This window comes from Streptomyces sp. NPDC051064, from assembly GCF_044455985.1.
Classification (GTDB): domain Bacteria; phylum Actinomycetota; class Actinomycetes; order Streptomycetales; family Streptomycetaceae; genus Streptomyces.
This window is the reverse complement of record NZ_JBITFK010000001.1, coordinates 909,529-930,622: the sequence shown is the minus strand read 5'-3', so window position 1 is coordinate 930,622 and position 21,094 is coordinate 909,529. Positions and strand designations below refer to the sequence as shown.

The following is a 21,094-nucleotide window of genomic DNA, read 5'->3' as shown; positions in this document are numbered from 1 at the left end:
TACCCCGACGGGCGGGGGGGGGGGGGCGGGGGGCCCGGGGGGGGGGGGGGGGCGGTGGGGGGGGGGGGGGGGGGGGGGGGGGGGGGGGGGCCCCCCCCCCGGCCCCGGCCCGTTCCTTTTCGGCCCGGGCCACTTCCGTCACTCGGCGCTTATGGGCACGCCCGGTCTGTCACCCTGTCGGGATACGTCAGCGGCGTTTCGCGAGACTGTCAGGAGCCGCACCGTGGGGCCCATTCCCTTGCAGCGGGACATCGTTCAGCGTCCCGGCACCGTCATCGCCGGTCAGGGCGGTGATCCGCGTCCGGTCGCGCGCACGAGCCTGCCCGGAATCCCGCAGGCCTCGGCCGCGGCCCGCAGATTCGTCCGGGCGGCGCTCGCCGAGTGGACCGGGCTCGGCCTGCCCTTGGCCGCCGAGTTCGGCGAGCGGCTCACCGACGACGCGCTGACCGTGGCGAGCGAGCTGGTCACCAACGCGGTCGTGCACGCCGGTACGACGGTCGAGCTGCTCCTCAGGCTGGAGGACTCCGCCGGGCACGAGCCGGCCGCGCTGGTGCTCGAGGTCACCGACCACCATCCCGCCAGGTCGGTGCGGGACGACCGTGCCGAGCGCCCCGACCCCGCCGAGTACGGCCGGGGGCTGCAGCTCGTCGCCACCCTCGCCGAGTCCTGGGGCATCACCTACCGCACCGGCCTCAAGACCGTCTGGGCCCGCCTCCCGGGCGACGACCGCTACGGACTGCCCGACGCCCCGGCCGACGACGACGCCACCCGCGGGCGTGGCCCCCGCACCGGCCGGATCCTCGCTCCCGCCGCCGGGCACGCGGCGCGCGACGACGAGGGCTGGGCCGGGCGCGGCGGGCTCTCCTTCCTCGCCGAGGCATCCGGCCTCCTCGCGGGCCAGCTCGACGAGGACCTGGTGGCGTCGACAGCGGGCCGGCTTCTGGTGCCCCGGATTGCCGACTGGTGCGCGATATGGCTGGAGAGCGAAGGCGGAGGCCCGGCGGCCGTCCCCAGGCTCGCGGGGGTGTGGCACCGCGACGAGGCTCGGACCGCGCTGCTGCGCCCCGCACTGGAGAAGGAACCGCTGCGCCTGCCCGGCAGCGTCGGTACGGGCCCCGTGCCCATCCCGTGGCCGGGAGGCGTCACGGCGGAGCGCGGGGACGGCACAGGGGGCGCCGCGCTCGCCCACCGCATCATCTCGGGCGGGCGCACGCTCGGCGCCGTCCTGGTGGGCCGCGAGGGCACCGACCACATCCCCGACGAGGCCGCCGCCCTCCTCGCGGACTTCGTGCGCCGGGTCGGCCTCGCCGTCGGCGCCGCCCGCGCTTACACGCGCCAGGCCACCATCAGCCGCATCCTGCAGCGCGGCCTGCTGCCGAGCAAGGTCGCCGAGATACCCGGGGTCACCAGCGCGCTGGTGTACGAGCCCGGGGACGACGGCGTGGTCGGCGGCGACTTCTACGACCTCTTCCCGTGCCCCGGCGGCCGCTGGTGCTTCGTGCTCGGGGACGTCCAGGGCAGCGGCCCCGAAGCCGCCGTGGTCACCGGTCTCGCCCGCCCCTGGCTGCGCCTGCTGTCCCGGGAGGGCTTCCGCGTCGGCGAGGTCCTCGACCGGCTCAACCGGCTCCTCCTGGACGACGCCATGGAGGCGGCCGAGGCCGCCGCCCTCATGGTCGCGGCGGCGGGCGGCCAGCAGATCCAGGGCGGCGAGCAGATCCAGGACGGCTCCCAGTCCCGTTTCCTCTCGCTGCTGTACGGCGATCTCGTGCCACTCCCGGACGGCGGGGTGCGCTGTACCGTGGCGAGCGCCGGTCATCCGCTCCCGCTGCTGCTGCGCCCCGACGGCTCCGTACGCCCGGCCGCCGAGCCCCAGGTGCTGCTCGGCGTCGTCGAGGACGTGGCGTACGAGAGCCAGAGCTTCGTGCTGATGCCCGGCGACAGCCTCCTCTGCGTCACCGACGGGGTCACGGAGCGGCGCTCGGGACGGCTGATGTTCGACGACGGCGACGGCCTCGCACGGGTCCTCGCCGGCTGTGCGGGGCTTCCGGCCGCCGGGATAGCCGACCGGATCAAGCGGGCCGTCCACACCTTCGCCGAGCGCCCGCCGGACGACGACCTGGCCCTGCTCGTGCTCCAGGTCGACGGATCCGCGGATGTGCGGGGCAGCTCCGCCGGCGAGTGACAATGGACGGTATGCCTTCCGTACTGCCCGATGGTGAGCCCGTGCCCGACGACGGGGCGCTGCCCCGCCATGCCCTGGAAGGCGCCGCCGACCGGCCGCTCGGCTTCTACCTGCACGTGCCCTACTGCGCCACCCGCTGCGGCTACTGCGACTTCAACACGTACACCGCGACCGAGCTGCGCGGCTCCGGCGGCGCCCTGGCCTCCCGGGACAACTACGCGGCCCACCTCGTCGAGGAGGTCCGCCAGGCCCGCAAGGTGCTCGGCGACGACCCCCGTCCGGTCCGCACGGTCTTCGTCGGCGGCGGTACGCCGACGCTGCTGCCCGCAGCCGACCTCGTCCGGATGCTCGCGGCGATCCGTGAGGAGTTCGGACTGGCGGAGGACGCCGAGATCACCACGGAGGCCAATCCGGAATCCGTCGACCCCGCGTATCTCGCGGCGCTTCGGGAGGGTGGCTTCAACCGCGTCTCCTTCGGTATGCAGAGCGCCCGGCAGCACGTCCTGAAGGTCCTGGACCGCACCCACACGCCCGGCCGGCCCGAGGCCTGTGTCGCCGAGGCCCGTGAGGCCGGTTTCGAGCACGTCAACCTCGACCTGATCTACGGGACCCCCGGCGAGTCCGACGACGACTGGCGGGCCTCCCTCGACGCGGCGATCGGCGCCGGACCCGACCACGTGTCGGCGTACGCGCTGATCGTCGAGGAGGGGACCCAGCTCGCCCGGCGTATCCGCCGGGGCGAGGTCCCGATGACGGACGACGACGTCCACGCCGACCGCTATCTGATCGCCGACGAGGCGATGGCGGCCGCGGGCTTCTCCTGGTACGAGGTGTCGAACTGGTCCCGTACGCCCGAGGGCCGCTGCCTGCACAACGAGCTGTACTGGCGCGGGGCCGACTGGTGGGGCGCCGGACCCGGAGCCCACAGCCACGTCGGCGGGGTGCGGTGGTGGAACGTCAAGCACCCCGGGGCCTACGCGCAGGCACTGGCCGAGGGCCGCTCGCCCGGGGCCGGCCGTGAGGTGCTCGGTGACGAGGACCGCCGGGTGGAGCGCATCCTGCTGGAGCTGCGGCTCGTCGAGGGCTGCCCGCTGTCGCTGCTCGCCCCCGCGGGTCTCGCCGCTGCGGGCCGCGCGGTGAAGGACGGCCTGCTGGAGCCCGGACCGTACGGCGAGGGCCGCGCGGTCCTCACGCTGCGGGGGCGGCTGCTGGCCGACGCCGTGGTCCGGGACCTGGTCGACTGAGCACACACGCCCGGCCCGCACGAGGCGCCCGACGCGCCGGGCCTACCCCACCGGACAGTCGGCGCGGGTGAGCGGCGTCCGGTCGCCCGCGGCCCGGCCGCACACGACGCGGCTCTGCGCGTCCGGCCCCAGGCGGGTGACCTCGACGATGTTCAGGCCGTGCACCTTCTGGTCGGCGTACGGGATCGTCCCCCGGAAGGTGATGGTCCCGGTCGGCATGTCGTGCAGGGCCACCGAGTAGAGCGTCGCCCAGGTCTCCGCCGCGCTCTGCGGGTTGTCGCTGCGGGTCGCGGCCGCGTAGAGGGCGGCCGTGGCCTGGTAGGAGATGACGGTCTGCCCGCTGGCGAACATCCTGTCGTCGTACGGGCGCGCCTTCGGCAGCGCCGGGAGCCGCTGTCCTTCGGGGAGCAGCGATTCCAGGGCCTTGCGTGAGTCCTCGTAGAACGCCCGGCCGCCGCCCTGGCTCATGGGCGCGAGCGCGCCGTAGTAGAGCGTGACCTTGTCCGCGAGCTTCGTCGAGTCGTCGAAACGCGCCTTGGCCAGGTCGTCGCCGGTGAAGACCGTGATCTTCTTGTCCGAGCAGCCGGCGGTCTGTCCGATGCCGGACATCAGCGTGTTGACGTCCTCGACCCGGCCGGCGAAGTACAGGGCGTCGGGCACGCGTTCCGCCCCGCAGATCGCGTGCAGGGGCGCGTCGAGGTTCGCGGAGCCGCCGTCCTTGGACAAGGAGTACTGGGTGTCGGCGGCCACGGTGAAGCCGGACTCCTTCAGCATCTTCAGACCGACCCTGCGCTGCTCGGTGGTGTAGCGGTCCTTGTCCTCGTTGCCCACCTTCCTGGACAGGACGACGGCCTGCGGATCGTCCAGCCGGTCCGCCAGCCGGCCGGCGATCAGCCCGACCGCGTCCGCCTGCTCCTCGTCGGTCGCGGCGAGGCCGAAGTAGTTCGGGTACAGGCGGGCCAGGTCGCTGCCGGAGTTCGTGGTGTCCACCACGGGCAGCCCGGCCCGCTGGAGGAGCCCGGTGGCCGCCGCGCTGTCCGTGGTGTTGCGGCCGAGGCCCACCACGCCGACGACGGACGGGTCCCGCTCGGCGACCTCGATGATCTTCCTGACCGCTGTCGTCTGCCGCAGCATGTCCTGGCCGCCGTTGGCCGTCAGGACCCGGAGCTTGACGGAACGATTCGCCGTGTCGTTGACGAACCGCTGGTGGAGATAGACGCCGGTCAGCTCCTCCAGACCCTTGCGGGTGTCCTCCCGATTCCTGTCGGTGCCGGTGAGCGGGCCCGCGTAGACGACGGTGACACGCGGTTCGCCCGGCCCGATGGAGGCGTTCTGCTCCCGTATCGCCTGCTCGATCCGTTCGAAGGTGACGCCCTTGCCCACCCCGTTCAGCTGGAGGCCGTTGCCCCCGGCGAAGCGCACCTCGGGGACCGTCGCCACCCCGACGCACTCCTTGACCCCTCCGAGGCCCTCCAGCCGGACCGCGTCCGTGCTGCGGCCGACGAGCGGGCCGTAGCAGTACGTCTCCTTCCAGTGCTCGCTCCACAGGAAGGTCCCCAGCAGCGCGCAGACCAGGACGAGGGTGACGGTCCTCCCCGACATCACCCACCAGGCCCAGGTCCGGCGGACCCGGTGGGTGACGAGCTGGACGTGCGCGTGCTCGTGGGTCAGCTGCTCGATGGGCAGGGGCAGCCGCAGCACCCAGGCCAGCGTCACGGCCGCCGCCGGGGCCTGGCCGACGCTCAGGTCCTCGACCCAGGTCTCGTACCGTGCGCGGGCCCCCGTACTGGCACCGGTGTTCGCCGGCGGCTCCGGCGGCAGCGGCGGGGTGTGCCGCATGATCCGGTCGGCCGGCAGGGAGGCCAGGAGCAGCAGCGGATCCACCTCGCTGCGCCGCGAGCGCACGTTGTTGATGGCGTTGATCAGCAGGATGCCGCCGTTGTCCTGGGTGGCCGTGGGCAGGAACACCACCGGCGGGACGGTGCGCTTGCCGCGCCGCCAGTCCAGGGCGTGCGCCCGGTAGCTGTCCAGCAGGTCCTCCAGCAGCGCCTGGACCCGCAACTCCAGGTGGAACTGGCGCGCGTGCTCGTCGCCCGCCCCCGCGTCCGCCGCCCGCTCCGCGACGGCGGCGGCCCGCGCCCGGATCACCCGCCACGAACCGCTGGGGGAGAAGCGCGACCAGCCGTCCGACGGATACGTGGTGCTCGACGCGGCGAGCGACGACGTGGTCGCGAGCCACCGGCTGGCCGGGCGCAGCCACAGCAGCGGCGGCGCCGCCCTCGTCATCAGCCGCACGACCGCCAGGCCGAGCAGGGCAGCGGCGGCGACCAGCGTGGTCAGCACCCAGCCGATCTCACCCAGCAGCACGCTGAGTACGGCGATGAACACGGCCCCCAGAAAGGTCTCCGGGCGGACGGAGGCCCGCAGCGAGTCCCACCAGGTGTTGCGCCCCGAGCGGCTCGCCCGCCAGCGCAGGCTGCCCAGCTGCTCCAGGATCCGCTCGTCGCGCTCACGGGCGGAGCGCCAGTCCGGCTGGGCGACGACCGTCGCGGTGGCCTGCTCGATGGCGGCGAGCAGCCGGGAGCGGGGAAAGACGAAGGGCTTGTACTGCGAGGTGCCCCGGGTCTCCCAGGGCCGCTCGGTGAGGGTGCGGACCATGGAGAGCGCCGCCTCGTAGGGCGTGGCGCCGCCGCCTTCGAGCAGCTTCACCGGGACCCGCCGCAGCTGGTTCGCCCGGTGGACCTGGTGGACGATCTGCTCGACCCTGCTGTCGATCTCCGGCCCGGCCGAGGCGTCCTCCGCCTGCGCCACCACCAGAGGCATCACCGGCCGGTTGACGCGGTACTGGTCGATCAACTGCTGCATGAGGTGGAAGACAGCGGAGGCCGCCTCGTTCTCCGCACTGTCCCGCCACACTTCGCGCGTCATCCGACCCCGTGCCTTCCCTGTGCCCGGCCCTGCCGTCATCTCTCAATAACGGATGGTGCGTGCGCGGCGCAGGTGTTCACGGGGATCGGTACCGGATCCTCTTCAACCGTCCCGGGACATCAGGAAGGAAGGGTGACGAAGTCGATCAATTCCTCGACGAGGCCCAGAAGTTGCGGTTCCAGGTCCTTGTACGAGCCGACCTTGGAAAGAATGTGCTGCCAGGCCGCGCCCGTGTTCTCCGGCCAGCCCAGCGCACGGCACACGCCCGTCTTCCAGTCCTGGCCACGCGGGACGGCCGGCCACCCGGGGATTCCCACGGACGACGGTTTCACCGCCTCCCAGACGTCGATGTACGGGTGCCCCACCACCAGCACGTTCGCGTCGGTGACCTGAGCGGCGATCCGGGACTCCTTGGAACCGGGCACCAGATGGTCGACCAGGACTCCGAGCCGGGCGTCGGGTCCGGGCGCGAACTCCCGCACGATCGCCGGGAGGTCGTCGACGCCCTCCAGGTACTCCACGACCACGCCCTCGATGCGCAGGTCGTCGCCCCAGACCCGCTCGACGAGCTCGGCGTCGTGCCGCCCCTCCACATAGATCCGGCCCGCCCGGGCCACCCGTGCCCGCGCCCCGGGTACGGCCACCGAGCCGGAGGCCGTACGGGAGGGCCGGGCAGGGCCGGCGGCCGACGGGCGTACGAGGGTGACCGCCCTCCCCTCCAGCAGGAAGCCGCGCGGCTCCATCGGGAAGACCCGGTGCTTGCCGAAGCGGTCCTCCAGCGTGACCGTCGGCCCCTGGGCCGTCTTCTCGCACCGGATCACCGCCCCGCAGAAGCCGGTGACGGCCTCCTCGACCACCAGATCGGGCTCGGCGGGGACCTCGGGGGCGGGGGCGGACTTCTTCCACGGCGGAGTCAGATCCGGCTGGTAGCTGCGCATGGCAGCACGATAATCGGGGCCGCGTTCACGACACGCCGAACCGGACCGCCAGTTGCTCGCGCTGCGCCCGGACGAACGCCGCGTCCACCACCGCCCCGTGCCCCGGCACGTACAGCGCGTCCTCGCCGCCCAGCTCCAGCAGCCGGTCCAGCGCGGCCGGCCAGTGGGAGGGGGCCGCGTCCCGGCCCGCCTGCGGTTCGCCGGACTCCTCGACCAGATCGCCGCAGAGCACCACGACGGGGGAGCCCGGCACCAGCACCGCGAGGTCGTGGCCGCTGTGACCGGGCCCCACATTGGCCAGCAGCACCTGGAAGCCGCCGCCGAGATCGAGCGTCCACTCGCCGCTCACCTGGTGCCGCGGGGCCACCAGGGCGTCCGTGGCCGCCGTGGCGTCCGCCTCGCCCATCCCGTGCCGCAGCGCGTCGGCGCGCAGCTCCTCGGCGCCCCGCCCCAGCAGCTCCGCCGTGCCGACCGCCCCGTAGACCTCCGCCCCGGAGAAGGCGGCGGTGCCCAGCACATGGTCGAAGTGCGGATGGCTGAGTGCGATATGTGTCACCCTGCGGCCCAGCAGGCCCTCGGCCTGGGTGCGCAGCTCGACCCCCTCGCGGAGCGTCGCGCCGGTGTCGTAGAGCAGCGCACCGTCCGGCCCTGCCACCAGCGCGGCGGTCGCGTCCCAGACGGGGAGGCGCCGCCGCCCCGTACCGTTGCCCAACCGCTCCCAGCCGAACTCTTCCCAAGAGACGTCCATACGGCGACGCTATCGGCAACGACCTGCGCGATCCCACGACGGCGTGGCCGGTCGCCCTTGCCCCTGGCCCACCCCGCCCCCGTACACTGACCGGGGGGATTGCTGGCACTCGAACGCACAGAGTGCCAGGCAGACGCCGAAGAACCACAGCTGGAGGTGTGCGCGGTGCTCAGCGAACGCAGACTCGAAGTGCTGCGCGCCATCGTTCAGGACTATGTCGGCACCGAGGAGCCCGTCGGCTCCAAGGCGCTCACGGAGCGGCACAGCCTCGGGGTCTCCCCGGCGACTGTCCGCAACGACATGGCGGTGCTGGAGGACGAGGGCTTCATCGCCCAGCCGCACACGAGTGCGGGGCGCATTCCGACGGACAAGGGCTATCGTCTCTTCGTCGACAAACTCGCGGGCGTCAAGCCGCTGTCGTCGCCGGAGCGCCGGGCCATTCAGAATTTCCTCGACGGCGCGGTCGACCTCGACGACGTCGTGGGCCGCACGGTCCGGCTGCTCGCGCAGCTGACCAGGCAGGTCGCCGTCGTGCAGTACCCCTCGCTGACCCGGTCGACGGTCCGGCACGTGGAGCTGCTGTCGCTGGCCCCGGCCCGGCTGATGCTCGTCCTCATCACGGACACGGGCCGGGTCGAACAGCGTATGATCGACTGCCCTGCACCGTTCGGTGACACGTCACTGGCCGATCTGCGGGCCCGGCTCAACAGCCGGGTCGTCGGACGACGCTTCGCGGACGTCCCCCGGCTGGTGCAGGACCTGCCGGAGTCCTTCGAGAACGAGGACCGGGGAACCGTGTCGACGGTGCTCTCCGTCCTCCTCGAGACTCTGGTCGAAGAGACGGAGGAGCGGCTGATCATCGGCGGCACCTCCAATCTCACCCGCTTCGGGCACGACTTCCCTGTGATGATCCGGCCGGTGCTGGAGGCATTGGAGGAGCAGGTCGTGCTGCTGAAGCTGCTCGGTGAGGCAACGGACTCAGGCATGACCGTACGGATCGGGCACGAGAACGCCCACGAGGGCCTCAACTCCACGTCCGTCGTCGCGGTCGGCTACGGTTCGGGCGACGAGGCAGTCGCCAAACTCGGCGTGGTCGGACCGACCCGCATGGACTACCCCGGAACGATGGGAGCGGTACGCGCAGTGGCACGTTACGTCGGACAGATCCTGGCGGATTCGTAAGTGGCCACGGACTACTACGCCGTACTAGGCGTGCGCCGCGACGCATCTCAGGACGAGATCAAGAAGGCATTCCGTCGGCTCGCACGCGAGCTGCACCCGGATGTCAACCCGGATCCGAAGACCCAGGAGCGGTTCAAGGAGATCAACGCCGCTTACGAGGTGCTGTCGGACCCGCAGAAGAAGCAGGTCTACGACCTCGGCGGCGACCCGCTGTCCCAGTCGGGCGGCGGCGGTGGCGCGGGAGGGTTCGGAGCCGGAGGCTTCGGCAACTTCAGCGACATCATGGACGCGTTCTTCGGCAACGCCGGGCAGCGCGGGCCCCGTTCGCGGACCCGGCGGGGCCAGGACGCCATGATCCGGCTGGAGATCGACCTCAACGAGGCGGCCTTCGGCACGACCAAGGACATCCAGGTCGACACGGCGGTCGTCTGCACGACCTGCAGTGGCGAGGGCGCCGCACCCGGCACCTCCGCGCAGACCTGTGACATGTGCCGCGGCCGCGGCGAGGTCTCCCAGGTCACGAGGTCCTTCCTCGGCCAGGTCATGACCTCGCGGCCCTGCCCGCAGTGCCAGGGCTTCGGCACGGTCGTGCCGACCCCGTGCCCCGAGTGCGCCGGTGACGGCCGCATCCGCTCGCGGCGCACCCTCACCGTGAAGATCCCCGCCGGTGTCGACAACGGCACCCGGATCCAGCTCGCGGGCGAGGGCGAGGTCGGCCCCGGCGGCGGCCCCGCCGGCGACCTGTACGTCGAGATCCACGAGGTCTCGCACGCCGTGTTCCAGCGGCGCGGCGACGACCTGCACTGCACGGTCACCATCCCGATGACCGCCGCGGCGCTCGGCACCCAGGTGCCGCTGGAGACGCTCGACGGGCTGGAGGAGATCGACATCAGGCCGGGCACCCAGTCCGGCCAGTCGGTCCCGCTGCACGGGCGCGGCATCACGCACCTGCGTGGCGGCGGGCGCGGCGACCTGATCGTGCACGTCGAGGTCATGACCCCGACGAAGATGGACCCCGAGCAGGAGCGCCTCCTGCGGGAGCTGGCCAAGCTGCGCGGCGAGGAGCGGCCCACCGGTCAGTTCCAGCCCGGGCAGCAGGGGCTCTTCTCCCGCCTGAAGGACGCCTTCAACGGCCGCTGAACCCTGTCACCGCACCGCCCGCCGGTCCCGTACCGGCGGGCGGTGCGGTGCGTGCGGCGGGCGTCCGCCGTGTGAAAGGGGCTGATTCGGCACGATCCGCAGGACGTGGCACGATGCGGGCATGTCCTTGGCGCTGACCGATCTCTGCCGGTACCCGATCGTGCAGGCCCCGATGGCGGGAGGCGTCTCCCGTCCGGAGCTGGCCGCCGCCGTCTCCGAGGCCGGAGGGCTCGGTTTTCTCGCCGCCGGCTACAAGACGGCGGACGGGATGTACAACGAGGTCGAGCAGCTCCGGCGGATGACCGGCGCGGCCTTCGGAGTCAACCTCTTCATGCCGCAGCCGCTGGTCGCCGACCCCAGCGCCGTCGAGGTCTACCGCGACCAGCTCGCCGGTGAGGCCTCCTGGTACGAGACCCCGCTCGGCGACCCGGACTCCAGCGGCGACGACGGCTACGAGGCCAAGGTCGCGATCCTGCTGGAGGCTCCGGTCCCCGTGGTCTCCTTCACCTTCGGCTGCCCCACCCGGGAGGTCCTCGACGCCTTCGCCGCCGCCGGCACGTTCACCGTCGTCACGGTCACCTCGGCCCAAGAGGCGCGGAACGCCCAGTGGGCGGGCGCCGGCGCGGTCTGCGTGCAGGGCACCGAGGCGGGCGGCCACCAGTCCACGCACCGTGACGACCCGCGGGGCGGCCTCGCCGGCACCGGGCTCCTCGCTCTGATCGCCGAGGTCCGCGAGGTCGTGCAGCTGCCGGTCGTCGCGGCCGGCGGGCTGATGCGCGGCTCCCAGATCACGGCCGTCCTGGCGGCCGGGGCCGATGCCGCCCAGCTCGGTACGGCGTTCCTGCCGTGCCCGGAGTCCGGAGCGCACCCGCTGCACAAGCAGGCCCTGACCAACCCGCTGTTCGTGACGACGGCCCTGACCCGGGCCTTCTCCGGCCGCCCCGCGCGTGGACTGGTCAACCGGTTCGTGCGGGAGCACGGGCCGTACGCCCCCTCCGCCTACCCGCAGGTGCACCAGATGACCAGCGGGCTGCGCAAAGCCGCGGCGAAGACCGGGGACGCCCAGGGCATGGCCCTGTGGGCGGGCCAGGGGCACCGGATGGCACGCGAGCTGCCCGCCGGGGAGCTCGTGGGCCTGCTCGCCGCCGAAACGGAAGCCGCGCGTGCGGCAGTGAGTGTGAGGAGTGCCCGGTGACGGCACCTGTCTTCGTCGTCGAACAGCTGCCCGCCGGGCCGGAGTTCGTCCTGGACGGCCCGGAGGGACGGCACGCCGTGTCCGTGAAGCGGATGGACCCGGGGGAGGACGTCGTCCTGACCGACGGGCGGGGCCGCTGGGCGGAAGGCGTCGTACGAGCGGCCGAGGGCAAGGACCGGCTCGTGGTCACCGGCCTCGGAAGCGTCCGCGAGGAGGACGCGCCCGCGCCCCGCATCACCGTCGTCCAGGCGCTGCCCAAGGGCGACCGCGGTGAGCTGGCCGTGGAGACGATGACCGAGACCGGCGTCGACGTGATCGTGCCCTGGCAGGCCGCGCGCTGCATCACGCAGTGGAAGGGCGACCGGGGCCTCAAGTCCCTCGCCAAGTGGCGCAGCACCGCGCGCGAGGCGGGAAAGCAGTCGCGCAGGGTGCGTTTCCCCGAGGTGGCGGAGGCCATGACCACCAAGCAGGTCGCCGCCCTGCTGGCCGGGGCGGACTTCGCGGGCGTCCTGCACGAGGACCGGGACAGCGGCAGCGAGCCGCTCGCCACCGCCGAACTCCCCGCCGACGGCACGATCGTGCTGGTCGTGGGCCCGGAGGGCGGGGTGTCACCCCAGGAGCTGGCCGCCTTCGCGGAGGCGGGAGCGCCCCCGTACCGGCTCGGCCCCAGTGTGCTGCGGACCTCGACCGCGGGGACGGCCGCGGCGGCCCTCCTGATGGGACGCACAGGCCGGTGGTCATAGCCGAAGCCCCCCGGGCGGGCCCGTCGCTTCCGTGCCCGCACCCGCACCTGCACCGCGCGGCGACGGCCCCGGGGACGGTGGCCGAGGCCCCCGCCCCTGCGACGGTGACCGCCGTGGTCACCCGAACCGTCTGCGGAATGTGAGTGCGCGGGACACCGACCCTACGGCGGACTCCGGCCAACTCCGCCACCCGGAGCGGTGCCGCGGCCTAGGGTGATCCATGTGACGCAGCCTTCCTACCTCCGGTATCCCCATGTCCAGGGCGACTTGATCGCCTTCACCGCAGAGGACGATGTCTGGCTGGCACCGCTCGACGGCGGCCGAGCCTGGCGTGTGAGCGCCGACAACCGCCCTGTCACCCAGCCACGGATATCTCCCGACGGCAGCCTCGTCGCCTGGACGTCCACCCGGGACGGGGCACCCGAAGTGCATATCGCGCCTGCCGACGGCGGCCCCTCCCGGCGACTGACCCACTGGGGCGACGCGCGCACGTCCGTGCGCGGCTGGACCCCCGACGGCGACGTGCTCGTCATCAGCACCCAGGGCCAAGTGTCGCTGCGGCGCAGCTGGGCCAGGGCCGTCCCGGTCGACGGCAGCCCCGCCCGGACCCTGCCGTACGGACCCGTCGGCTCCCTCGCGTACGGCCCAGGCGGGCGGATCCTGCTGCTTTCCGCCACGATGGGACGCGAGGCCGCCACCTGGAAGCGCTACCGCGGCGGGACTGTCGGCAAGCTCTGGATCGCCGCAGCGGACCGGCGCGCGGACGGCGCCCCCGAGGAGTTCACCCGCATCCACGCGGACCTCGACGGCAACCTCGAATGTCCCATGTGGGTCGGTGAGCGCGTCGCCTTCCTCAGCGACCACGAGGGCGTCGGCGCGCTCTACTCCTCCCTGCCCGACTCCACGGACCTGCGCCGCCACACCGGCATCGACGGCTTCTACGCCCGGCACGCAACCACCGACGGCACCCGGATCGCCTACGCCTGCGCCGGCGAACTCTGGCTCCTGGACAGCCTGGAGAGCGGCGGCGCCCGACGCCTCGACATCCGGCTCGGCGGCCAGCGCACCGACCTCCAGCCGTACTCCGTGCACGTCGGCAGCCACCTCTCCAGCGCGTCCCCGGACCGCACCGGCCGCGGCAGCGCCATCGGGTCCCGCGGCGCCGTCCACTGGGTCACCCACCGCGAGGGACCGGCCCGTGCGCTGGCCGCCGAACCCGGCGTACGGGCCAGGCTGCCGCACACCTTCCAGGCCGACGGCGGCCAGCACGTCGTCTGGGTCACCGACGCCGAGGGCGACGACGCGCTGGAGTGCGCCCCTGCCACCGGCACCGCACCCGGCGCTGTGCCGCGCCGCCTCGCGGCAGGCCGGATCGGCCGGGTCCTGGACCTGGCCCCCGCCCCCGACGGCAGCCGCTTCGCCGTCGCCGCCCACGACGGGAGGGTGCTGATCGTCGAACGGGAGAGCGGCGAGGTGCACGAGGTGGACCGGAGCGAGAACGGTGACGCGTCCGGCCTCGTCTTCTCGCCCGACTCCTCCTGGCTCGCCTGGTCGCATCCCGGGCCCGAGCCGCTCAGCCAGCTCAAACTGGCCCACCTCGCGGACCTCTCGGTCACCGAGGCCACTCCGCTGCGGTTCCGGGACTACGCCCCCGCCTTCACCGCTGACGGGAAGCATCTGGCCTTCCTCTCCGAGCGGGCCTTCGACCCGGTCTACGACGCGCACGTCTTCGACATGGCGTTCGTGGGCTCCTGCCGGCCGCACCTGCTGACGCTCGCCGCCACCACACCCTCCCCGTTCGGGCCGCAGCTCCACGGCCGCCCGACCGAGAAGGAGAAGGGCGGCGACGCCGAGGACAACCCCACCGCGCTCCCCGTCACCCGCATCGACCTCGACGGACTCGCCGACCGGATCGTTCCGCTGCCCGTCGAGGCCGCCCGCTACTCCTCGCTCCGGGCCGCCAAGGACGGGCTGCTGTGGCTGCGCCACCCGGTGTACGGAGTGCTCGGCACCAGCGTGGCCACGCCTGGCGACCGCAGCCCCGGACCCGTCCTGGAGCGGTACGACCTGGAGAAGCTGCGCCACGAGGAGATCGCCTCCGACATCAGCCGGTTCGCGGTCAGTGGTGACGGCAAGAGGCTGGTCCTGCACAGCCACGGCGAGCTGCGGGTGGTTCCCTCCGACAGCCGGATGTCCGGGGACTCCGACGAAAGCGACAACCACGTCACCGTCGACCTCTCCCGCGTACGCCGCACCATCGACCCGGCCGCCGAATGGCGCCAGATGTACGACGAGGCCGGCCGCATCATGCGGGAGAACTTCTGGCGTCCCGACATGGGTGGCATCGACTGGAACGGCGTCCTGGACCGCTACCGGCCGGTGCTGGAGCGGGTCGCCACTCACGACGACCTCGTCGATCTGCTCTGGGAGGTGCAGGGCGAACTCGGCACCTCCCACGCCTATGTGACCCCGCCCGGAGGCCGGCACGACGGCTCCGCCCGGCAGGGACTGCTCGGCGCCGACCTCTCCCGGGCCGACGACGGGAGCTGGCGTATCGACCGGATCCTTCCCTCGGAGACCTCCGATCCCGCGGCCTGGGCCCCGCTCGCCGCACCGGGCGTCGCCGTGCGCACCGGGGACGTGATCCTGGCGGTCGACGGCCACCCCGTCGACACCCTCACCGGCCCCGCCCCGCTGCTCACCGGCGCGGCCGGCAAGCCCGTCGAGCTGACCGTCTCCCCGGTCGACGGCGGTGCGCCCCGTCATGTCGTCGTCGTCCCCGTCGCCGACGAGGAGGCGCTGCGCTACCACGCGTGGGTCGCCGACCGGCGCGCGTACGTGCACGAACGTTCGGGCGGCCGCCTCGGCTACCTGCACGTCCCTGACATGGTCGGCTCGGGGTGGGCCCAGATCCACCGAGACCTGCGCACCGAGGTCGCCCGCGAGGGACTGGTGGTGGATGTACGGGAGAACCGTGGCGGCCACACCTCGCAGCTGGTGGTCGAGAAGCTGGCCCGCCGTATCGTCGGCTGGGACCTGCCGCGGGGCATGCGGCCCTCCAGCTACCCGGGCGACGCGCCGCGCGGACCGGTCGTGGCCGTGGCCAACGAGTTCTCCGGCTCGGACGGCGACATCGTGAACGCGGCCATCAAGGCGCTCGGCATCGGCCCGGTGGTCGGCACGCGCACCTGGGGCGGGGTCGTGGGCATCGACAGCCGCTACAGGCTGGTCGACGGCACGCTGGTCACCCAGCCGAAGTACGCCTTCTGGCTGGAGGGGTACGGCTGGGGCGTCGAGAACCACGGGGTCGACCCGGACGTCGAGGTCGTGACGGCTCCGCAGGACCACGCGGCAGGGAGGGACCCGCAGTTGGACGAGGCGATCCGGATCGCGCTGGAGTCGCTGGCCCGGACCCCGGCGAAGACGGCCCCGCAACTGCCGTCGGCGGAAGCGACGGAGTAGGGCGGCGGTGCGGGGGTGCGGGGCGACCCTCACCCCCGCCCGTGATCGCCGGAGGGGTCCGAGTCGGCCGTCTCCCGTCGCATGCCCCCGCTAGGCTGCTCCGTGACCGATCACCACGACCCAGGAGCACTCATGGCGGGAGAGCCGCAGACCGACTGCCTGTTCTGCAAGATCGTTACAGGGGACATCCCGGCGACCATCGTGCGCGAGAGCGGGACGACCGTCGCCTTCCGCGACATAAACCCCCAGGCCCCGACCCACGTCCTGGTCATCCCCAAGGCGCACTACCCCGACGCCGCCGCCCTCGCCGCCGCCGACCCGCAGGCCGCCGCCGACGTGCTGCGCGAGGCGGGCATGGTCGCCGCCGACGAGAAGCTCACCGAGAGCGGTTACCGCATCGTGCTCAACACCGGTGCGGGCGCCGGTCAGACCGTCTTCCACGCGCACGCCCATCTGCTGGGCGGCCGCGGGATGCAGTGGCCCCCCGGATAGGCGGATCGCCACCCGTGTCCGTACGAGAGCTCGTGATCCTCGGCACCGCCAGCCAGGTGCCGACCCGTCACCGCAACCACAACGGCTATCTGCTGCGCTGGGACGGTGAGGGCATCCTCTTCGACCCGGGCGAGGGGACCCAGCGCCAGATGCTGCGGGCGGGCGTCGCCGCTCATGACATCGACCGGATCTGCGTCACGCACTTCCACGGCGACCACTCGCTGGGTCTGGCGGGCGTGATCCAGCGGATCAACCTCGACCAGGTGCCGCACCCCGTCACCGCCCACTTCCCGGCGAGCGGACAGCGCTTCTTCGACCGGCTGCGGTACGCGACCGCCTACCGCGAGTCCGTCGAGCTGACCGAGGTTCCGGTCGCCGCCGACGGCGTCCTCGCCACCACCGACGCGTACACCCTCGACAGCCACCGGCTCTCGCACCCGGTCGAGTCCTACGGCTACCGCCTCACCGAGCCCGACCGGCTGCGCATGCTGCCCGCGAAGCTGGCCGAGCACGGCATCGGCGGGCCCGACGTCGGACGGATCCAGCGGGACGGGGTGCTGCGCGGCATCCCGCTGGAGGAGGTCTCCGAACCCCGCCGCGGCCAGCGGTTCGCGTTCGTCATGGACACCCGGCTCTGCGACGGCGCGTTCGCCCTCGCCGACGGATGCGACATGCTGGTCATCGAGTCGACGTTCCTCGACGAGGACAGCCGGCTCGCCGCCGACCACGGTCACCTCACCGCCGGCCAGGCGGCCCGGGTGGCGAAGGAGTCGGGCGTACGGCACCTCGTGCTGACGCACTTCTCCCAGCGCTACACCGACCCCGACGTCTTCGAGAGCCAGGCCAGGGCAGCCGGCTTCGAAGGTGAACTGACCATCGCCCAGGACCTGATCAGGGTCCCGGTACCCACCCGCCACACGTAACGAGAACCCCGTGCACCTCCCCAAGGCCGAACTCCACCTCCACATCGAAGGCACCCTCGAACCCGAGCTGGCCTTCGCGCTCGCCGCACGCAACGGCGTGGACCTGCCCTACGCGGACACCGAAGAGCTGCGCACCGCCTACCTCTTCGACGACCTGCAGAGCTTCCTCGACCTCTACTACGCCCTCATGGCGGTCCTGCGCACCGAGGACGACTTCGCCGAGCTCGCCGACGCCTACCTCACCCGCGCCGCCGCGCAGGGCGTCCGGCACGCGGAGATCTTCTTCGACCCGCAGGCCCACACCGACCGGGGCGTCCCGATCGGCACCGTGATCGAGGGGCTCGGCAGGGCGCTGGACCGCAGCGAGGAGACGCACGGCATCTCCACCCAGCTGATCATGTGCTTCCTGCGTGACAAGTCCGCGGAGTCGGCGCTGGAGACGCTGGAGGCGTCGAAGCCGTACCTGCACCGCATCAGCGCCGTCGGCCTGGACTCGGCGGAGGTCGGCCACCCGCCCGCGAAGTTCCGCGAGGTGTACGCGGCCGCCACGGCCCTCGGCCTGCGCAAGGTCGCCCACGCCGGCGAGGAGGGCCCGCCGGAGTACATCCGGGAGGCCCTCGACGTCCTCGGCGTCGAACGGATCGACCACGGCCTGCGCTGCATGGAGGACCCGGAGCTGGTGGACCGGCTGGTGTCCGAGCGGATCCCGCTGACCCTCTGCCCGCTCTCCAACGTACGGCTGCGCGCCATCGACGTCCTGGAGGAGCACCCGCTGCGGTCCATGATGGACGCCGGCCTGCTCTGCACGGTGAACTCCGACGACCCCGCCTACTTCGGCGGATACGTCGGAGACACCTTCCACGCCGTGCACGAGGCGCTCGGCCTGGACCGCGAACAGCTGCGCACCCTGGCCCGTAACTCCTTCGAGGCGGCCTTCCTCGACCACGACGAGGAGCGCAGGGCGCGCTACCTCTCCGAGGTCGAGGCGTACGCGTTCGACTGACCCGCACCGCCGGACGGCCCCGCCGTCCGGAACGCGCTCCGCACCAGCCGCCTGCGCCGCAGCGCGGGCACGCTGATCTCCGCGACCGCCTGCTCCGGCGCGCCCAGCTTGGGCACAGCGCCGGACAGGCTGTTGGTCGTGGCGGCCAGCAGCGCGGCCGGGGCACCGCCCCTGCGCCGGACGGAACCGGGCACCAGCGGCCGGCCGCCGGTGTGCAGCGCCACGGCCGTGACGGGGGCCGCGACCAGGAGCGTGGCGGCCCCCAGGATCAGGCCCATCACCGCGTAGCCCGCCTGCTCGGAGAGCACGCTGCCGAGCAGGGGGCCGCAGGCCGTGCCGACGGAGGCCGCCGAACCCGCGAGGACCGCCCAGCGGCCGCGCACGTCCAGCGACGCGGCCAGCCCGATCAGATACGACAGGACCACCGGGTAGAAGGTGTTCCACGCGATCTCACCGGTCGCGAACGACCCCAGGTCCTCGGCCGAGGAGCTGAGCACGATGCTCGCCGCGATGATCATCGTCCCGAGGCCGATCGGCACCGCCCTCCCGAGCCGGGCTCCCAGGACGCCCGCGCCCATCACGCCGAGCAGTCCCGCTCCCAGCGCGGCGGCGAACACCGCGCCGATGGTCACCTCGGAGAGGCCGACCTGGACGGCGCCGATGCGGCTGCTCACGCCCCACAGGGCGTTCTGCGCCATGGACCAGACGAGCATCCCGCCCGCCAGGACCAGCCCCGACCGCCGGTGCGGCAGCCGTCCCTGCGCCGGCGACGTCCCGCCGGCCTGGGTGGGACCGCTCAGCCGGGAGGTCGCGGGCCAGACGAGCAGCGCGACCAGCGCGATGGAGGCGAACGGAAGCCGGTGGCCGCCGCCCAGGTGAGGGATCGTCAGGTAGAGGGCCCCCGCCGTCGCGGAGACGCTGAGCAGCCCGAGCGACGAGGTCCGGTGCGGATCGTTCTGCGCCGCGATGCCGGACGCCGCGACCGCGGTCGCCGTACCCGATCCGAAGCCGCCGATCACGACACCCGCGATCACCAGGGGCATCGAGGTGGTCAGCGCCGCGCAGCCGTAGCCGAGCATCGCCAGCAGCAGCCCCGCGCGCGCCGGTCTGCACGACCCGAATCTCTCGACGCGTCCCGCCAGCGCGAAGCCGGCCGATGCCGAGCTGAGCAGGAGGGCACTGCCGACGAGGCCGGCCTGGGCGGAGCTCAGGCCCAGATAGGTGCTGAGGCGGCCGACGATGGTGGGGAGCAGATAGGCGGCGAGGTAACCGGCGGTGAACACGGCGACCAGGGGCCACGCGGCGCGAGGGCGCGAGGACATGGGCGTTCCTGAAGACATGCCAGAGGAGGCGGAAGAAGGCAGGGGAGGGTGGAGCGGGGCAAGGCAGGGGAGGGCAAGGCAGAGGTGGAGCAGGGGAGGGTGGAGCGAGGCAGGGCAGGGGAGGGTGAAGCGAGGAAATGCGGGAGAAGCGGCACTCTCGTCAACTGTCCCGAACGGTGCTCGCGGGGCAATTTGTATCAAGCGCCCCCTGCCGACGGAAAGCCGGCTCGATGTGATCTGGGTCACGTGCAGGTTTATGCATGAATGAAGCGGGTAGCCGCGCATGTTTATGCAGGTGAGAGTGAGTTTGCGCGGTACGGCGCGGACCCTCCGGATGTGGCGGCGGATCCGGCACACTGGCCGCATCCCGCACTGTTCAGATCTGCCGAGGCCGGGGAGCGCACGGTGAGTACAGCTGATCCAGGCATCGACCCGCTGCTCGGGCTGCGCGCCCCGCAGGATCCGGCCTGTGACGTCTTCCTGACCGGCACGGTCTTCCTCGACATCATCTTCACCGGGCTGGACAGCGCACCGGTACGCGGGACGGAGTCCTGGGCCCGGGGGATGGGCTCCAGCCCCGGGGGCGTCGCCAACATGGCCACCGCCCTCGCCCGGCTCGGCCTCCACACCTCGCTGGCGGCCGCGTTCGGCGACGACCACTACGGCGAGTACTGCTGGGACGCCCTCGAACAGGGCGAGGGCATCGACCTGGCCATGTCGCGCACGGTCCCCGGCTGGCACTCGCCCGTCACCGTCTCCATGGCGTACGAGGGCGAGCGCACGATGGTCTCGCACGGTCACGAGGCGCCGGCCCCCGCCGCCGCCGTGCCCCCCGGCCGTACGTTCCCGCACTGCCCGCCCCGCGCCCGCGCCGCCGTCGCCTCACTGACCCCCGGCCGCAGCGAGCCCTGGGTGGCCGGGGCCGCCCGGAACGGCGCGATGGTCTTCGCCGACGTCGGCTGGGACGAGACCGGACGCTGGGACCTGGACGCCCTGCCCGACCTCGGGCACTGCCTGGCCTTCCTCCCGAACGCCGAGGAGGCCATGCGCTACACCCGTACGGACTGCCCGCGCGCCGCCGCCCACGCCCTGGCCGAGCGGGTCCCGCTGGCTGTGGTCACCCTGGGCGCGGAGGGCGCCTACGCGGTGGACCGGGAGACCGGTACGGCCGCCGAGGTGCCCGCCATCGCGGTGGAGGCCCTGGACCCCACCGGCGCGGGCGACGTCTTCGTGGCCGGATTCGTCACCGGGACGCTGGCCGGCTGGCCGCTCGCCGACCGCCTCGCCTTCGCGGGACTGACGGCCGCGCTGTCCGTACAGGAGTTCGGTGGATCGCTGTCAGCACCCGGATGGGCGGAGATCGCCGGCTGGTGGCAGCAGGTACGCACCTGCGCCGACCAGGACCCGGCGGCACTGGAGCGCTACGCCTTCCTGGACCAGCTGCTGCCCGCCTCCAGCAGGGCCTGGCCCCTGCGCCGCGCCGTCCCGACCATCGGCTTCCGCCAGTGAAGGCCTGATGATCACCGGGTAAAACCTCTCGGCGTTGTCGGTGGGGAGTCGTACGCTGGTACTCCAGAGGCGGTCGAGCAGCG

At 72.9% G+C, this 21,094-nt stretch carries 15 protein-coding genes; 11 read left to right on the top strand and 4 right to left on the bottom strand.

What is annotated here, in order from left to right; translation table 11 throughout:
- Positions 1-223: 223 nt before the first annotated feature.
- Both ACIBCU_RS04440 and hemW read left to right on the top strand, forming a co-directional pair.
- A complete protein-coding gene (locus ACIBCU_RS04440; RefSeq protein WP_399229149.1) occupies positions 224-2,182 on the top strand; it encodes a SpoIIE family protein phosphatase in 1,959 nt (652 codons plus the stop codon).
- Between the two features lie 11 nt (positions 2,183-2,193).
- Positions 2,194-3,426 carry a radical SAM family heme chaperone HemW gene (gene hemW / locus ACIBCU_RS04435; RefSeq protein ID WP_104791661.1) on the top strand — a complete coding sequence of 411 codons (1,233 nt, stop codon included), beginning with the start codon at positions 2,194-2,196 and terminating at the stop codon, positions 3,424-3,426.
- Positions 3,427-3,468: 42 nt separating this feature from the next.
- Here the strand turns inward: hemW and ACIBCU_RS04430 are convergent, their stop codons facing one another.
- The 3 genes from ACIBCU_RS04430 to ACIBCU_RS04420 all read right to left on the bottom strand — a co-directional run bounded on the left by ACIBCU_RS04430 (position 3,469) and on the right by ACIBCU_RS04420 (position 8,040).
- Positions 3,469-6,354 carry an ABC transporter substrate-binding protein gene (locus tag ACIBCU_RS04430; RefSeq protein WP_399229147.1) on the bottom strand — a complete coding sequence of 962 codons (2,886 nt, stop codon included), beginning with the start codon at positions 6,352-6,354 and terminating at the stop codon, positions 3,469-3,471.
- A 119-nt stretch (positions 6,355-6,473) separates the two neighbouring features.
- On the bottom strand, positions 6,474-7,292 hold the full coding sequence (locus ACIBCU_RS04425; RefSeq protein ID WP_399229145.1) for a DUF3097 domain-containing protein: 819 nt from the start codon (positions 7,290-7,292) through the stop codon (positions 6,474-6,476).
- Positions 7,293-7,317: 25 nt separating this feature from the next.
- Complete coding sequence (locus tag ACIBCU_RS04420; protein WP_362932971.1) at positions 7,318-8,040, bottom strand: MBL fold metallo-hydrolase; 723 nt, start codon at positions 8,038-8,040, stop codon at positions 7,318-7,320.
- Positions 8,041-8,205: 165 nt separating this feature from the next.
- Here ACIBCU_RS04420 and hrcA point away from each other — a divergent pair, with 165 nt between their 5' ends.
- The 8 genes from hrcA to ACIBCU_RS04380 all read left to right on the top strand — a co-directional run bounded on the left by hrcA (position 8,206) and on the right by ACIBCU_RS04380 (position 18,180).
- Positions 8,206-9,222, top strand: a complete 1,017-nt coding sequence (gene hrcA / locus ACIBCU_RS04415; RefSeq protein WP_351277006.1) for a heat-inducible transcriptional repressor HrcA — start codon at positions 8,206-8,208, stop codon at positions 9,220-9,222.
- On the top strand, positions 9,223-10,362 hold the full coding sequence (gene dnaJ / locus ACIBCU_RS04410) for a molecular chaperone DnaJ (protein WP_362932974.1): 1,140 nt from the start codon (positions 9,223-9,225) through the stop codon (positions 10,360-10,362).
- A 121-nt stretch (positions 10,363-10,483) separates the two neighbouring features.
- A complete protein-coding gene (locus tag ACIBCU_RS04405; RefSeq protein ID WP_399229142.1) occupies positions 10,484-11,557 on the top strand; it encodes a nitronate monooxygenase in 1,074 nt (357 codons plus the stop codon).
- The gene (locus ACIBCU_RS04400) at positions 11,554-12,300 is read left to right on the top strand and encodes a 16S rRNA (uracil(1498)-N(3))-methyltransferase (RefSeq protein WP_362932980.1); all 747 of its coding nucleotides are present in this window, start codon (positions 11,554-11,556) and stop codon (positions 12,298-12,300) included. Before ACIBCU_RS04405 ends, ACIBCU_RS04400 begins: the two co-directional genes overlap by 4 nt.
- 222 nt (positions 12,301-12,522) lie before the next feature.
- Positions 12,523-15,762, top strand: coding sequence for a S41 family peptidase (locus tag ACIBCU_RS04395; RefSeq protein ID WP_399229139.1), 3,240 nt, complete (start codon positions 12,523-12,525; stop codon positions 15,760-15,762).
- Positions 15,763-15,894: 132 nt separating this feature from the next.
- The gene (locus ACIBCU_RS04390) at positions 15,895-16,254 is read left to right on the top strand and encodes a histidine triad nucleotide-binding protein (RefSeq protein WP_362932986.1); all 360 of its coding nucleotides are present in this window, start codon (positions 15,895-15,897) and stop codon (positions 16,252-16,254) included.
- A 14-nt stretch (positions 16,255-16,268) separates the two neighbouring features.
- A complete protein-coding gene (locus tag ACIBCU_RS04385) occupies positions 16,269-17,177 on the top strand; it encodes a ribonuclease Z (protein ID WP_399229136.1) in 909 nt (302 codons plus the stop codon).
- Between the two features lie 10 nt (positions 17,178-17,187).
- Entirely contained in the window at positions 17,188-18,180 is a 993-nt protein-coding gene (locus ACIBCU_RS04380) for an adenosine deaminase (protein WP_362932992.1), read from the top strand.
- On the opposite strand, the gene ACIBCU_RS04375 is transcribed toward ACIBCU_RS04380, so the two are convergent.
- A complete protein-coding gene (locus tag ACIBCU_RS04375) occupies positions 18,144-19,502 on the bottom strand; it encodes an MFS transporter (RefSeq protein WP_399229134.1) in 1,359 nt (452 codons plus the stop codon). The genes ACIBCU_RS04380 and ACIBCU_RS04375 overlap by 37 nt on opposite strands.
- Before the next feature lie 405 nt (positions 19,503-19,907).
- On the opposite strand from ACIBCU_RS04375, the gene ACIBCU_RS04370 reads away from it, so the two are divergent.
- On the top strand, positions 19,908-21,011 hold the full coding sequence (locus ACIBCU_RS04370; protein ID WP_362932998.1) for a PfkB family carbohydrate kinase: 1,104 nt from the start codon (positions 19,908-19,910) through the stop codon (positions 21,009-21,011).
- Positions 21,012-21,094 lie beyond the last annotated feature (83 nt).

What these genes read in the sequence shown, in the direction of transcription:
- ACIBCU_RS04405 (WP_399229142.1), top strand. Translation starts at nt 10,484, where the DNA reads ATGTCCTTGGCGCTGACCGATCTCTGCCGGTACCCGATCGTGCAGGCC.
- ACIBCU_RS04430 (WP_399229147.1), bottom strand. Translation starts at nt 6,354, where the DNA reads ATGACGCGCGAAGTGTGGCGGGACAGTGCGGAGAACGAGGCGGCCTCC.
- ACIBCU_RS04390 (WP_362932986.1), top strand. Translation starts at nt 15,895, where the DNA reads ATGGCGGGAGAGCCGCAGACCGACTGCCTGTTCTGCAAGATCGTTACA.
- ACIBCU_RS04425 (WP_399229145.1), bottom strand. Translation starts at nt 7,292, where the DNA reads ATGCGCAGCTACCAGCCGGATCTGACTCCGCCGTGGAAGAAGTCCGCC.
- ACIBCU_RS04375 (WP_399229134.1), bottom strand. Translation starts at nt 19,502, where the DNA reads ATGTCCTCGCGCCCTCGCGCCGCGTGGCCCCTGGTCGCCGTGTTCACC.
- hemW (WP_104791661.1), top strand. Translation starts at nt 2,194, where the DNA reads ATGCCTTCCGTACTGCCCGATGGTGAGCCCGTGCCCGACGACGGGGCG.
- ACIBCU_RS04420 (WP_362932971.1), bottom strand. Translation starts at nt 8,040, where the DNA reads ATGGACGTCTCTTGGGAAGAGTTCGGCTGGGAGCGGTTGGGCAACGGT.